The organism is Pseudomonas sp. GW821-FHT09E04 (assembly GCF_059416185.1).
In genome coordinates, this window is record NZ_JBWKOR010000007.1 from 122,047 (window position 1) to 135,525 (window position 13,479).

General features: G+C 60.9%; 14 protein-coding genes. 6 read left to right on the forward strand and 8 right to left on the reverse strand.

The window, feature by feature from the left end; translation table 11 throughout:
• Both AC07N4_RS24530 and AC07N4_RS24535 read right to left on the reverse strand, forming a co-directional pair.
• Positions 1–552 carry a DJ-1 family glyoxalase III gene (locus tag AC07N4_RS24530; RefSeq protein WP_493066469.1) on the reverse strand — a complete coding sequence of 184 codons (552 nt, stop codon included), beginning with the start codon at positions 550–552 and terminating at the stop codon, positions 1–3.
• Positions 553–619: 67 nt separating this feature from the next.
• Positions 620–1,069, reverse strand: a complete 450-nt coding sequence (locus AC07N4_RS24535) for a DUF4879 domain-containing protein (RefSeq protein ID WP_102621120.1) — start codon at positions 1,067–1,069, stop codon at positions 620–622.
• Positions 1,070–1,289: 220 nt separating this feature from the next.
• Between AC07N4_RS24535 and AC07N4_RS24540 the strand changes: the two genes are divergently transcribed.
• Positions 1,290–2,585, forward strand: coding sequence for an NCS2 family permease (locus AC07N4_RS24540; RefSeq protein ID WP_096820834.1), 1,296 nt, complete (start codon positions 1,290–1,292; stop codon positions 2,583–2,585).
• Positions 2,582–3,661: a tRNA (uridine(54)-C5)-methyltransferase TrmA gene (gene trmA / locus AC07N4_RS24545; RefSeq protein ID WP_493066468.1), complete on the forward strand. Its 1,080-nt coding sequence runs from the start codon at positions 2,582–2,584 to the stop codon at positions 3,659–3,661. The genes AC07N4_RS24540 and trmA overlap by 4 nt, the downstream gene beginning before the upstream one ends.
• Positions 3,662–3,716: 55 nt before the next feature.
• On the opposite strand, the gene AC07N4_RS24550 is transcribed toward trmA, so the two are convergent.
• Both AC07N4_RS24550 and AC07N4_RS24555 read right to left on the reverse strand, forming a co-directional pair.
• Positions 3,717–4,163: a hypothetical protein gene (locus AC07N4_RS24550; protein WP_493066467.1), complete on the reverse strand. Its 447-nt coding sequence runs from the start codon at positions 4,161–4,163 to the stop codon at positions 3,717–3,719.
• Positions 4,160–4,588, reverse strand: coding sequence for a DUF4160 domain-containing protein (locus tag AC07N4_RS24555; RefSeq protein WP_102621122.1), 429 nt, complete (start codon positions 4,586–4,588; stop codon positions 4,160–4,162). Before AC07N4_RS24555 ends, AC07N4_RS24550 begins: the two co-directional genes overlap by 4 nt.
• Before the next feature lie 204 nt (positions 4,589–4,792).
• Between AC07N4_RS24555 and AC07N4_RS24560 the strand changes: the two genes are divergently transcribed.
• From AC07N4_RS24560 to AC07N4_RS24570, 3 genes are all read left to right on the forward strand, one after another.
• Complete coding sequence (locus AC07N4_RS24560; RefSeq protein ID WP_102621123.1) at positions 4,793–5,704, forward strand: LysR family transcriptional regulator; 912 nt, start codon at positions 4,793–4,795, stop codon at positions 5,702–5,704.
• A 141-nt stretch (positions 5,705–5,845) separates the two neighbouring features.
• A complete protein-coding gene (aroQ, locus tag AC07N4_RS24565; RefSeq protein WP_011336043.1) occupies positions 5,846–6,286 on the forward strand; it encodes a type II 3-dehydroquinate dehydratase in 441 nt (146 codons plus the stop codon).
• A 5-nt stretch (positions 6,287–6,291) separates the two neighbouring features.
• On the forward strand, positions 6,292–7,146 hold the full coding sequence (locus tag AC07N4_RS24570) for a shikimate dehydrogenase (protein ID WP_493066466.1): 855 nt from the start codon (positions 6,292–6,294) through the stop codon (positions 7,144–7,146).
• 34 nt (positions 7,147–7,180) lie between these two features.
• Here AC07N4_RS24570 and AC07N4_RS24575 read toward each other — a convergent pair whose 3' ends face one another.
• Complete coding sequence (locus AC07N4_RS24575; RefSeq protein ID WP_096820828.1) at positions 7,181–7,858, reverse strand: TetR/AcrR family transcriptional regulator; 678 nt, start codon at positions 7,856–7,858, stop codon at positions 7,181–7,183.
• A gap of 102 nt (positions 7,859–7,960) precedes the next feature.
• The gene (quiC, locus tag AC07N4_RS24580; RefSeq protein WP_102621125.1) at positions 7,961–9,862 is read right to left on the reverse strand and encodes a 3-dehydroshikimate dehydratase QuiC; all 1,902 of its coding nucleotides are present in this window, start codon (positions 9,860–9,862) and stop codon (positions 7,961–7,963) included.
• A 273-nt stretch (positions 9,863–10,135) separates the two neighbouring features.
• Between quiC and AC07N4_RS24585 the strand changes: the two genes are divergently transcribed.
• Positions 10,136–11,473 carry an MFS transporter gene (locus AC07N4_RS24585; protein WP_397482743.1) on the forward strand — a complete coding sequence of 446 codons (1,338 nt, stop codon included), beginning with the start codon at positions 10,136–10,138 and terminating at the stop codon, positions 11,471–11,473.
• Positions 11,474–11,515: 42 nt separating this feature from the next.
• Here AC07N4_RS24585 and AC07N4_RS24590 read toward each other — a convergent pair whose 3' ends face one another.
• Both AC07N4_RS24590 and AC07N4_RS24595 read right to left on the reverse strand, forming a co-directional pair.
• A complete protein-coding gene (locus AC07N4_RS24590) occupies positions 11,516–12,394 on the reverse strand; it encodes a DMT family transporter (RefSeq protein WP_096820825.1) in 879 nt (292 codons plus the stop codon).
• A gap of 145 nt (positions 12,395–12,539) precedes the next feature.
• Positions 12,540–13,316, reverse strand: a complete 777-nt coding sequence (locus AC07N4_RS24595; protein WP_096820824.1) for an IclR family transcriptional regulator — start codon at positions 13,314–13,316, stop codon at positions 12,540–12,542.
• Between the last annotated feature and the right edge of the window lie 163 nt (positions 13,317–13,479).

The window sequence follows — 13,479 nt, forward strand, 5'->3', positions numbered from 1 at the left end:
TCAGGCCAGTAACTCTCCCGCCACCTTCGATCTGGCGGCCTTGCCCGCCAGTTGCTCAACCAGTGTCAGGGCGAACTCCAGTGCTGCGCCGGAACCCTGGGCAGTGATGCAATTGCCGTCGACCACCACCGCTTGATCGACAAACGTGCATCCGGAGAGGTTATGGCTGGTGGCGGGCAAACAGGTCATGCGTCTATGGCGCAAAACACCAAAGCTTTGCAGTGCGACCGCCGGGGATTCGGCGATGGCGGCGAACAGTCGCCCGGCGCTGGCCTGATCCTTGAGCAGTTGCTGTAAAGGCTGGTGGGCCGCCAAATGTTGAGCGCCGACGATGCCACCGGGCAGGACGATCAGGTCGAAGGTCTGGGCCAGCACATCAATGAGCATCCCGTCGGCGGTCAGTCGCGTGCCTCGGGCACAGGTCAGCATGCGCCGGCCTTCGATGCTGGCGGCCACCACTTCGACGCCGGCGCGGCGCAGCACGTCGATCAGGGTCACGCATTGCAGATCATCGATGCCCTCGGCGAGGGTAATCAGGGCTCTAAAGGTCATGGGCGCAATCCGCTGAGTGGTTCATTAAGCTTAGTCAGCTTTGTCCCGAACCGTTCAGCCTGTGCCGTTACTTGATGTAAAGCTGAGTCGACATCGTGTTGCGCGGGGCGTTGATCGATGTGTTGCTGAACGTGAAAGTGCCCTCCTGCCGGCCCGCCAGATCGAAGGTATAGAGAGAACCAACGGTTTTACTGCCGGGCGTGCACTCAGTCAGATTGCCGTTATCGAAGGCACACACCGGGCTTCGCGTGCCGTTCACTTCAAAACCGTCCAGTGCGGCCTGGGGCTGGCTCTGGCCATAGCCGATTTCCAGCACATAAACCTTGATGCCCGGCGCGCTGTGATCGCACCGGGTCTGCACCTGACCATCGGTAATGTCTTCGAGCCCGCAGGACGCCGACTGAACCTTGATGACTTTCACCTCGCTCAGCGGCGGTGCCGATGCGGCGAATGCAGCGGGGGCCCCGGTCAGCAACAGTGCGATCAACCCGCAGGCCTTCATCCAATGCTTGTTCATGCGATCCATTCCCGAAAAATCAGCGCGCAGTATGGCCGGTTTGGCCGCGACACAAAACTTCGCCGACGATCGATACCAACATCCGCCATATTCCTCACGCTGCTGGTATGATGCGCGGCTTTTTCCGGCCCACCACAATTTTCCAGGCGCTTGCGACGGTCTGTGCTTTGCTGTTGAGGTCGATACATTCACGGCGCCACGCGCGCCACGGGGAGCAGACATGCTGGAAAGGCTGTTTCAACTCAAGGCACACAACACCAACGTGCGGACCGAGATTCTGGCGGGCGTCACGACCTTCCTGGCCATGGCCTACATTCTGTTCGTCAACCCGAGCATCCTCGGCGAGACCGGCATGGACAAAGGCGCGGTGTTCGTCGCCACGTGCCTTGCGGCTGCCATCGGCTCCACGGTGATGGGCCTGATCGCCAACTACCCGATCGCCCTCGCGCCGGGCATGGGCCTGAACGCCTTCTTCACCTACACCGTCGTGCTGCACATGGGCCACACCTGGCAAGTGGCGTTGGGTGCAGTGTTCATCTCGGCCGTGTGCTTCTTCCTGCTGTCGATCTTCCGCATCCGTGAATGGATCATCAACAGTATCCCGCTGCCGCTGCGTTCGGCGATTGCCGCCGGTATCGGCCTGTTCCTGGCACTGATCGCCCTGCACAACGCCGGTATCGTGGTCAGTAACCAAGCGACCATGGTCGGCCTCGGTGACCTGAAGCAACCGGCACCGATCCTCGCCACCCTCGGTTTCGCCCTGATCGTTGCCCTTGAAGCCCTGAAAGTGCGCGGCGCGGTGCTGATCGGCATTCTCGCGGTGACTATCGTCTCGATCGTGATGGGCTTCACCCCGTTCGGCGGCGTGACTTCGATGCCACCTTCGCTGGCCCCGACCTTCCTGCAACTGGACATCAAGGGCGCACTGGACATCGGTCTGGTCAGCGTGATTTTCGCCTTCCTGTTCGTTGACCTGTTCGACAACTCCGGCACCCTGATCGGCGTCGCCAAGCGCGCCGGCCTGATGGGCAAGGACGGCCACATGCCGAAAATGGGCCGCGCACTGATCGCCGACAGTACAGCGGCAATGGCCGGTTCGCTGCTGGGCACCTCGACCACCACCAGCTACATCGAGTCCGCTGCAGGCGTGAGCGCCGGCGGCCGCACCGGCCTGACCGCCATCGTCGTCGCGATCCTGTTCCTGCTGGCGCTGTTCTTCTCGCCGCTGGCCGCCAGCGTGCCGGCCTTCGCCACCGCGCCAGCGCTGCTGTTCGTCGCCGTGCTGATGACTTCGGGCCTGGCGGAAATAGACTGGGACGACATCACCGTCGCCGCGCCGGTCGTGGTCACCGCACTGGCGATGCCCTTCACCTATTCCATCGCCAACGGCATCGCCTTCGGCTTCATCGCCTGGACTGCAATCAAACTGCTGTCCGGCCGCGCCCGTGAGCTGAACCCGGCGCTGGTGATCCTGTCGATTCTGTTCGTGATCAAGCTGGGTTGGTTCAACGCATGACTTTTGATTCCCAGGCCTACGCCGCACAACTCGAAGACAAGGTCACGCGCCTGCGTGACCTGCTGGCCCCGTTCGACGCACCGGAGCCAGCGGTGTTCGACTCGCCGCTGCAGAACTTCCGCCTGCGCGCCGAATTCCGCCTGTGGCGCGAGGGCGGTGAGCGGCATTACGCGATGTTCTCGCAGGATGACAAACGCACGCCGATCCTGATCGAAGAGTTCCCGATCGCCAGCCTGCGCATCAACCAGTTGATGCCACAGTTGAAAGCGGCATGGCAGGCCAGCGCGGCGCTGAGCCACAAGCTGTTCCAGGTGGAGTTTCTGACCACCCTGGCCGGCGACGCGATGATCACCCTGTGCTATCACCGTCCGCTGGACGAGCACTGGCATGCGGCGGCCACCAAGCTTTCGGCGGACCTGGGTGTCAGCATCATCGGTCGCTCCAAGGGCAAGCGCGAAGTACTCGGCCTCGATTACGTGGTCGAGAAACTCGACGTCGGCGGTCGCACTTTCAGCTATCGCCAGCCGGAAGGCGCGTTCACCCAGCCCAACGGCACCGTGAACCAGAATATGCTCAACTGGGCATACGAAGCACTGGGCGATCGCAGCGACGATCTGCTGGAGCTGTACTGCGGCAACGGCAACTTCACCCTGCCGCTGGCGACCCGCGTGCGCAAAGTGCTGGCCACGGAAATCAGCAAGACGTCGGTTAATGCTGCGTTGAGCAATCTGGCCGAAAACGCTGTGGATAACGTCACCCTGGTGCGTCTGTCCGCCGAAGAGCTGACCGAAGCCCTGAACGAAGTTCGCCCGTTCCGTCGCCTGCACGGCATCGACCTGAAGAGCTACGAGTTCGGCAGCGTGTTCGTCGACCCGCCACGGGCCGGCATGGACCCGGACACCTGCGAACTGACCCGTCGCTTCGACAACATCCTGTACATCTCCTGCAACCCGGAGACCCTGGCGGCCAACATCGCCCAACTGCACGACACGCATCGCATTACCCGCTGTGCGCTGTTCGACCAGTTCCCGTGGACCCACCACATGGAATCCGGCGTGCTGTTGACCCGGCGTTGATCGCAGGTGCCAGAAACAAGAAAGCCGTCCTGACCGACGGCTTTTTTGTGCCTGTTCATGACACAGGATCGATCTTGCGCGGGCGCCCGCCCTTCCTGCCGTTGGCCCGTGCAGCTTCTGCCTTGGCGGCGCTGCTCTGGCGACCATTGCGGGAAGCGATCACCGAGGCTGCCATGGCCATCAATGGCTGACTGGCCGAGATCATGCCGGCGATGGAAACCTGCAGGTCCTTGCCATCGTGGCAAAGGGCAGTGCCGGCAAAACCGACGATCAATCCGCTGAAGTCTTCCGGTTCGAAATCATCGAATTCCCGGTAAAGATTCACTGGCAGCAGCACGCCGCTGTCGTCTTCAAAGTGAATCACCAGGCACGGTTTCTGAAAGGACACCGATACGGCTTGCAGGCTGCTGCGTCGGCGCAGCCCCCCGCGATCGACAGCTTCATCGAGGCGCTTTTCCGTTACCGGTCGATCAGCATGCAAACCGGCCTTTACTGTTTTCATAGTTCGATCTCCACACCTTCCTGAGCACCGACCAGGGCCAGCAAGGTTTTGTTTTCTTCTGGCTCGTAATACGCCGATCCGATTCTGAAGGTTGCATTGGTGACTTCGCGCATGACGGCCACTTCGTTCGAGTCCCCGTCCCACCATTGATTATCGAGACACGCCGTCTGCAAACGAGTCCACCAGATTCGGCGAGCCCGCCGCAGATGAACGGTTTCACGGAGCGATTGGCGCAGCCCCTCAAGCACTGCAATCGGTGGCCGACGCGACAGCGGCAGCACATCCCATAACTCCACGCCGTTGTGCCAGAAGCTGAATTTGAAGCGGGCACTCCATGCACCTGAATCTACGTGCGCATGGGGCGGACAATGTTCGTCTCGCAGCATGATCACCACCGACAATCCCTTGTAACTGCACACTTTCATGCTAACCCATCCGTTAGGTTAAAGAGTTTCGAAAACTGCCATTCCCTGACAATTCCGACCATCGGCATTGTTGCCTTCAATGGTCATTACGTTTTCGAGCCTAGTGCGGGATTCAGGAAAGCCTCGCGCAAAATGGTAAGCAGTTCTTTCGCAGCGGCCGCGCATTTGCTACATACGAAGACTCATTCCCCGGTGTAATCAATCATGCAGCGCCACTTCGACGATCTTCAGCTGGGCAGCATCGAGTTGTTTTGCCTGGCCGCCGAGTGCGGCAGTTTCACCGGCGCGGCGCAGGCGGCTTCGGTGACGCCGGCTGCCGTGAGCCGCTCGGTGTCACGCATGGAGGAACGCCTGGGGGTGCGGCTGTTTGCGCGCACCACCCGCAGTGTGAAATTGACCGACAGCGGCCGGCGCTACTACGAAGAATGCCGTCAGGCGCTGGCGCAACTGGTCGAGGCGCAACGGGAAGTCATGGGCCAGCAGCAGGAACCGTCCGGCACCCTGCGCATCAGTATTCCTACGACCTACGCCCATCATCGGATCCTGCCGCTGCTGCCCGCGTTTCGCGCGCGCTTTCCTCAGGTGAAGGTCGACATGCACATCAGCAATCGCAACATCGACTTCGTCGGCGAGGGTTACGACATGGCGATCCGCGTGCGGGCCATTCCCGACTCAGGCCTGATCGCCCGACACCTGGAAGATGCGGCGCTGGTGATGGTCGCCAGCCCCGATTACCTGAAACGCGCCGGCACGCCGCAGACCCTCGAAGACCTCGAACAGCACGAGTGCATCCAGTACGAATTGCCCAGCAGCGGGCGGCGAATCACCTGGCTGTTTTACGACGAGGACGCGCCACGGGAAATCCTCGCCGAGGGCAATTTCTGCTGTTCCGATGACGTGCTCGGAGGCGTGACCCTGGCCAGACACGGCGCCGGGTTGTTCCAGACTTATCGCTTCATCGTGGAAAAGGAACTGGCCGACGGCTCGCTGGTGGAAGTGCTCAAACCCTACAGCGGACGCTCGCGGCCATTCACCCTGCTGTACCCGCAGAATCGCCACATGCCGCTGCGCGTCAGGGCTTTCATTGATTTTCTGGTGGAGCAATTGCCGCGTTGATTCTTGCCAGTGTGCGATCACCGCACACAAAACAGGACTGTCGATGTAGAGCAATTGATTAAAGTAACCAGCTAGTACAATTTAACTCCACAGGTCGAAACCCTCGACCCAAGCCAAAAACAATAAGTGGAGTTTGCCCCCATGCCCCCTATCGTTCTGGTGCTCAACGGCCCGAACCTGAACCTGCTCGGCACCCGTGAACCGGCGACCTACGGTCACGAAACCCTGGCCGACATCTCTGCCCTGTGCGGGCGCGCCGCCGAAGAATTCGGCCTGGCCGTCGAATTTCGCCAGACCAACCATGAAGGCGAACTGCTCGACTGGATTCACGGCGCCCGCCAGCGCTGCGCCGGCATCGTCATCAACCCGGCCGCCTGGACTCACACTTCGGTAGCGATCCGCGATGCCCTGGTCGCCAGCGAATTGCCGGTGATCGAAGTCCACCTGTCCAACGTCCACGCGCGCGAGCCGTTCCGTCATCACTCGTTCGTCTCGGCCATCGCCACGGCCGTGATGTGCGGCTTCGGCAGCCACGGTTATCGCCTGGCCCTGGAACATTTCAGCCAGCGTCTGAAGGGGTGAACCGCATGATCCGCGACAAAGTCATACTGGCCGGGCTGATCGGCGCCGGCATTCAGGCGTCACGCACCCCGGCGCTGCATGAACACGAAGGCGACGAACAGGGCCTGCGTTACCTGTACCGCTTGATCGATCTCGATCAACTGCAACTGGACAGCAACGCCCTGCCCGACCTGCTGCTGGCCGCCGAGCGGATGAATTACACCGGACTGAACATCACCTTCCCGTGCAAGCAGGCAATCATCCCGCTGCTCGATGAACTGTCACCCGAGGCCCGAGGCATCGGAGCGGTCAACACCGTGGTGTTGAAGGACGGCAAACGCGTCGGCCACAACACCGACTGCCTGGGGTTCGCCGAAGGATTTCGTCGCGGCCTGCCAGACGTCGCCCGCGAGCACGTCGTCCAGATGGGCGCCGGTGGCGCCGGTGCGGCGGTGGCCCACGCCTTGTTGAGCGAAGGCGTACAAAAACTGAGCATTTTTGATGTGGACATTGAGCGGGCCGAAAGCCTGGCCAACAACCTCAATCAGCATTTTGGCGCGGGCCGCGCCGTGGCCGGACATGATCTGCCGAGTGCGTTGAGTCACGCTGACGGGCTGGTGAACACCACGCCAATGGGCATGGCCAAACTACCGGGCATGCCCGTGCCGGCAGCATTGCTACGTCCAGAGTTGTGGGTGGCGGAGATCGTGTATTTCCCGCTGGAAACCGAACTGCTGCGCAACGCCCGCGCCTTGGGTTGCCGAACCCTGGATGGCGGCAACATGGCGGTGTTTCAGGCCGTGAAGGCGTTTGAACTGTTCAGCGGCGTGGCGCCGGATGCGCAGCGAATGCTGGCGCATTTTCAAAGCATGAAAGGATAAAACCGTGAGGGGGCGACGCCCCCCTCGATACCGATCAGGCCTGCAGGTAACGCAGCACCGACTCGCAAATCATTTCGCGATGACGCTGCTTGATGGTTTCGTCCGGCAGGTCGATCTGAAAGATCTCACCGAACGTGTGGCGGTTCGACACGCGATAGAAGCAGAACGAACTGATCAGCAGATGCACGTCCAGCGCGTCGAGCCCGGCGCGGAACACACCTTCAGCGGCACCGCGCGCCAGGATCTCGCCCAGCGAATCGAGGATCGTGTTGTTCATCGCCTTGATCGCATCGGAACGCTTCACGTATTCAGCGTTGTGGATGTTTTCGATGCAGACGATGCGCACGAAATCGACGTTGCGATCGTGGTGATCGAAGGTGAATTCCACCAGGCGCCGGATCGCTTCCACCGGCGGCAGCTCGGCCAGGTGCAGACGGCTTTCGGTGCTGCGGATATCGCCGTAGAGCTTCTCCAGCACCTCGACGTACAACTGCTCCTTGCTGCCGAAGTAGTAATAGATCATGCGCTTGGAGGTGTGGATGCGCTCGGCGATCGCGTCCACGCGAGCACCCGACAGGCCCTGCTGGACGAACTCGACGATCGCTTCCTGGAGGATGTTTTCGCGGGTTTTTTCCGGGTTGTTCTTGCGACTCTTGCGCGGCTCTACCGCTGGTAAAACGGGGGCTGCGGAAAGTTCTGAAGTCATTGTCATTGCGGGCTCACGGCCATCACTGCACAGGCTGGCGATTATGGGCCGCGCGCCCCAGCGAAGGAAGCCGCGCGACCCGTGTTTAATCCCGCGTTTACGAATTTCCTACAACTTCGCCTGGCGAACAGCGCCACTGCGTGCTTTGGCCATTGCCGCCAGTCGCACCGCGACGTTGGCCGCGCCATAACCCGCGTAACCGTTCTTGCGCTGGATGATCTCGAAGAAGAAGCGCCCTTCGAACGGCTCGGTGTAGACGTGGAACAACTCGCCGCCCTGGGCATCACGGTCGTAGAGCACGTTGTAGTACGCCAGTTCGCTGAGAAACTCGTCATCGAAATCGAAACGCGCCGCGAGATCATCGTAATAGTTGAGCGGGATATCCAGCAGCGGCACGCCCGCCTCTTTGGCACGGCTGACCTGATCAAAGATGTCGTCGCAGTCGAAGGCGATGTGATGCACCCCGGAACCGCGATAACTCGACAGCGCGTGTGAGATCGCGGTGTTGCGGTTCTCGGAAATGTTCAGCGGCAAGCGGATCGAGCTGTCGCGACTGCGCAGCGCGCGACTCTTCACCAGACCGTACGGATCCGGCAGCACCACTTCGTCGTCGGCCTCGAAATCCAGCAGGCTCTTGTAGAACAGCACCCAGCTGTCGAGGCTGTCCGCCGGCAGCGCCATGGCCATGTGATCGATGCGTTTGAGGCCGCCGCGAGCCACCGCATCCGGCAGCAGATTGAAGTCGGTGCCGTAGACATCCGCCTCTTCATCCACCAGATAAATCAGGCTGCCATCCGGCGCACGCACCGCTGCGAGTTCCAGCTCGTTGGGGCCGACCAGTCCGCGATACGGCTGACCTTTATAGGCAACGGCGCGGGCCAGCGCACTGGCGCTGTCCTTGACCCGCACGGCGGTGGCGCACAGCGACGGGCCGTGGGACTCGAAGAAACTGTGGGCGAACGAGTAAGGTTCGGAGTTGAGGATCAGGTTGATATCGCCCTGGCGCAGCAGGCTGACGCTCTTGGAGCGATGCTGCCCGGCCTTGACGAAACCCAGTCGCTCAAGCCAGTTCGACAGTTTGGCGCCGAGCGCTTCGTCGACGGCAAACTCAAGAAACTCGATGCCGTTGTAGGCGCTGGCCTTCGGCGTCTCGAAGAGGATTTCGCGGTTATCCACAGGGCGGATGTCCTGCTCCAGACGCTGGCGGGTTTTCTCCTCCAGATACAGCAGCGAACGCAGACCGTCAGCCGCATTGGCCCGAGGCGGCGCGGCACGGAAGCCGTCGTTGAAGATTTCCAGCGACAGCGGCCCGGTGTAGCCGCTCTGGATGATTGGCGCGAGGAAGCCCGGCAGATCGAATTCACCCTGTCCCGGGAAGCAGCGGAAATGCCGGCTCCACTCCAGCACATCCATCGCCAGGATCGGCGCGTCGGCCATTTGCACGAAGAAAATCTTGTCGCCGGGAATCTCGGCAATCGCCCGTGGATCGCCCTTGAGCGACAAGGTGTGAAAGCTGTCGAGCAACACGCCGAGGCTTGGGTGATCGGCTTGGCGCACGATGTCCCAGACCTGTTGATAAGTATTGACGTGACGACCCCAGGCCAGCGCTTCATAACCGATGCGCAAGCCACGGGCGCCGGCGTGTTCGGCCAGCAGGCGCAGGTCATCGATGAGGATCTGTTGATCGCCGATACTGTCAGGGGAGGCGTTGCTGCACACCAGCACCAGGTCGGTGCCCAGTTCCTGCATCAGGTCGAACTTGCGTTCGGCCCGCTCCAGATTGCGCTCCAGACGATCGCGGCGGCAGCCTTCGAAATCGCGAAACGGCTGGAACAGGGTGATGGCAATCCCGAGGTCGGCGCACATCTGCCGGATTTCCCGGGGACTGCCGTCGTAGTACAGAAGGTCGTTCTCGAAAATCTCCACCCCGTCGAACCCGGCCGCGGCAATGGCTTCGAGTTTTTCCGGCAGGGTTCCGCTCAAGGAAACGGTGGCAATGGATCGCTGCATGTTTCAACTCCCGGTGGAGACTTCGGCTACGAGGATTGCGCCGCTTTTATAAGGTGAGCGAATTATTGGTCCCGGTTTTTCATTGAGCAATTTAAACTGTACTACCCGGTTAGTTTTGCGTGCGATTATCGAACACAATGCCGGTTTGGCGAATTGACGATTTTTCGCCCACTGCCCAACATCCCTTTCACCTTGAGTCCGGATCTGAACCACCGGTCGCAGCGTGCACAAAAAAAGCACACCAAATAACAAATCCAAAAACGGGTGGAACACATGATTCCTTCACAGACTTCCCGCATGGCCCCGGCCATGAGCACTGCCACGGGTGGCATCGGCGACAAGATCCGCGGCGCCATGGCCGTCGGCAAGACCCGTTGGGGCATGCTGGCGCTGGTGTTTTTCGCCACCACCCTCAATTACATTGACCGCGCGGCCCTCGGCGTCATGCAGCCCATCCTCGCCAAGGAAATGAGCTGGACGGCGATGGACTACGCCAACATCAACTTCTGGTTTCAGGTCGGCTACGCCATCGGCTTCGTGCTGCAAGGACGACTGATCGACCGGGTCGGCGTAAAACGGGTGTTCTTCTGCGCCGTGCTGCTCTGGAGCCTGGCCACCGGCGCCCACGGTCTGGCGACCTCGGCGGTGGGCTTCATGGTCTGCCGGTTCATCCTCGGCCTGACCGAAGCGGCCAACTATCCGGCCTGTGTGAAAACCACGCGCCTGTGGTTCCCGGCCGGCGAACGTGCTGTCGCCACTGGCATCTTCAACGCCGGCACCAACGTCGGCGCGATGTTCACTCCGATGCTGCTGCCACTGATTCTTCATGTGTGGGGCTGGCAGGCCGCGTTCCTGTGCATGTCGGCACTGGGCGGGATCTGGTTGCTGTTCTGGGGCCTGAAGTATTTCAACCCGGAAGATCACCCGAGCGTGAAACAGTCGGAGCTGGACTACATCCAGAAAGAAGTCGAACCGGAACAGGCCCGCGTGCCGTTCTCGAAAATCCTGCGCATGCGCGGCACCTGGGCCTTCGCCCTCGCCTACTCGCTGACTGCGCCGGTGTTCTGGTTCTACCTGTACTGGCTGCCGCCGTTTCTCAATCAGCAATACAACCTGGGCATCAACGTCACCCAGATGGGCATTCCGCTGATCATCATCTACGTCACCGCCGACTTCGGCAGCGTGGGCGGCGGGATTCTGTCTTCGTTCCTGATCGGTCGCGGCATGAATTCGATCAAGGCACGGCTGCTGTCGATGTTCCTGTTCGCCTGCTGCATCATCGGTGTGGTCATGGCGGCCGGTTCCGCCAACCTGTGGGTTGCGGTAGCGGCCATCTCCCTGGCCATCGGCGCGCACCAGGCCTGGACGGCGAACATCTGGAGCCTGGTGATGGACTACACGCCCAAGCACATGATGAGCACGGTGTTCGGTTTCGGCGGCATGTGCGCGGCGATCGGCGGGATGTTCATGACCCAGATCGTCGGCCACATCCTCACCGTCACCAACAACAACTACACCGTGCTGTTCACCCTGATTCCGGCGATGTACTTCATCGCACTGACCTGGATGTACTTCATGGCACCGCGCAAAATTCCTACCATCACCGAATAACCTTCCTGCACCGACCGGCCTGATTTCAGGCCGGTTTTCCTTTCAGCGCCGGCTCTGCTGCCAAGCTGCCGCCAGTCCGCTGCAACAGATCACCGCGATCCCGATCACCGTCATCAGGGTCGGCGTGTGGGCAAACAGCAGCCACCCCAGCAACCCCGCAAACACGATCTGGCAATAGCCGAACGGCGCCAGCAACGCTGGCGCGGCATGGCGAAACGCCTGGGTCAGAAACAGGTGCGCCGTCATCCCGCACGTGCCCAGCGCCAGCATCAAGAAAGCGTGCCCAAGGCTCGGCACCTGCCAGAAGAACGGCACCAGCGCACTCATCACCAGCGTGTTGCACAACCCGGCGAAAAAGTTGCTGGTGGTCGGGCTGTCGATCTCGCTGAGCTTGCGGGTGAGCAATTGATAGAAGCAGAAAAACAGCGCCGAGCAGAACGGCAACAGAATCGCCGGGGTGAACAATTCACCACCGGGGTGGACGATGATCAGCACGCCGATAAACCCGCAGATCACCGCGATCCACTGGCCCCGCGTCACCCGCTCCTTGAGCAACGGCACCGACAGCGCCGTCACCAGCACTGGTGCAAGAAAGTTGACCGCTGTGGCCTCGGCCAGCGGGATGTACAGCAGCGCCGTAGTGAAAAACAGGCTGGTACCCAGCAGGCACAACGCCCGCGCCAACTGCCACAACGGGCGTTTGGTGCGCAAAACACGCAACCCGGACTGCGGCAGAAAAATCCCCGCCATCAGCAGCGTGTGCACCAGATATCGCGCCCACACCACCATGATGATCGGATAAAAACCCGAGAGGTATTTCGACAGCGCATCGTGGCTGGAGAACAGGAACGTCGCCACGACAATCAGCAAGATCCCCTTGAAGGGTTGGTTGACGCCGGAAAGCGGAGTGCTGACGGTCATTGGCTATCTCTAGAAATCAAAATGAGGAAAAAGCCTCCAGCGATAATTTAGAACCAGGTTCCAAATTCTCACACCCTTCAAGCCAAATTCTGTGCGATCAACGCACAGCTTTACAGACAACCCGATCCCGTCTTCCGTTGCGCGGCTAGACGAACAGCTCCGAAGCCAGGCTCGCCGCCGACAACTCCTCGGTAAACCTCAACAACAGCGGCGCCAGTTCATGCAACCTCGCCCCCGGCATCCGCGCACTCGGTCCGGCAATGCTCAATACCCCGATCACTCGGCCATCCGCCGGGTGCCGCACCACGGCGGCAATGGCCGATGTGCCCACCGCCGAACTCTCTTCGACACAGGCGTAACCCTGTTCCCGCGCCACGCGCAGATGCTCGAGCAATTCAATGTTGGTTCGTGGTGCATTCGGGCCGATATCCGCCGGCATTTCGGCGGCCTGACGTTCAACCCGCGACAAGGCCTCGGCATCACTCATGCTCGCCAGCCACGCATGGCCGGACGCGGTGTAGAACAGCGGCGCATCGCGGCCCATGTCCGGGTCGTAGCGCAATCCGCTGCGCGCGCCCTGTGACTTGGCAATCCAGGTCTGGCGCTCGCCGTCGGTGACACCCAGTCGTACCAGCTCGCCGGTTTCCTGCGCCAGTCGATCAAGCACCGGCTGCACGATGTCGGCGCCGCTGCTCGACAGGTAACGAAAACCCATCGCCACCAATTTGGTCGACAAGTGATAACGCAGGGTTTCCGGGTTCTGCCGGACATAGCCCAGCCGGGACAATTCGGCGAGCAAGCGATGTGTCGCACTTTTCGGAATGTCGATTTGTTCGGCGAGGGTTTGCAGCGGCAGTCCGCGCGGCTCGTGGGTGAGGCTTTCCAGTACGCTGAAAACCCGTTCGATCTGACTGCCGGCCATGGTGCGATCTCAGTGAAATTTTGCCGATTCTAAAATACATATCAGAGATTGCGAAATCTGGAACCGACCGCTCGATAATCGCCCTCTTTCTCGGCTGACGAGTTGCCCCTACTGGCTGGCGTTGTTTAGTTTTCGCAATCCCATTCTGAAACACCATCAATGC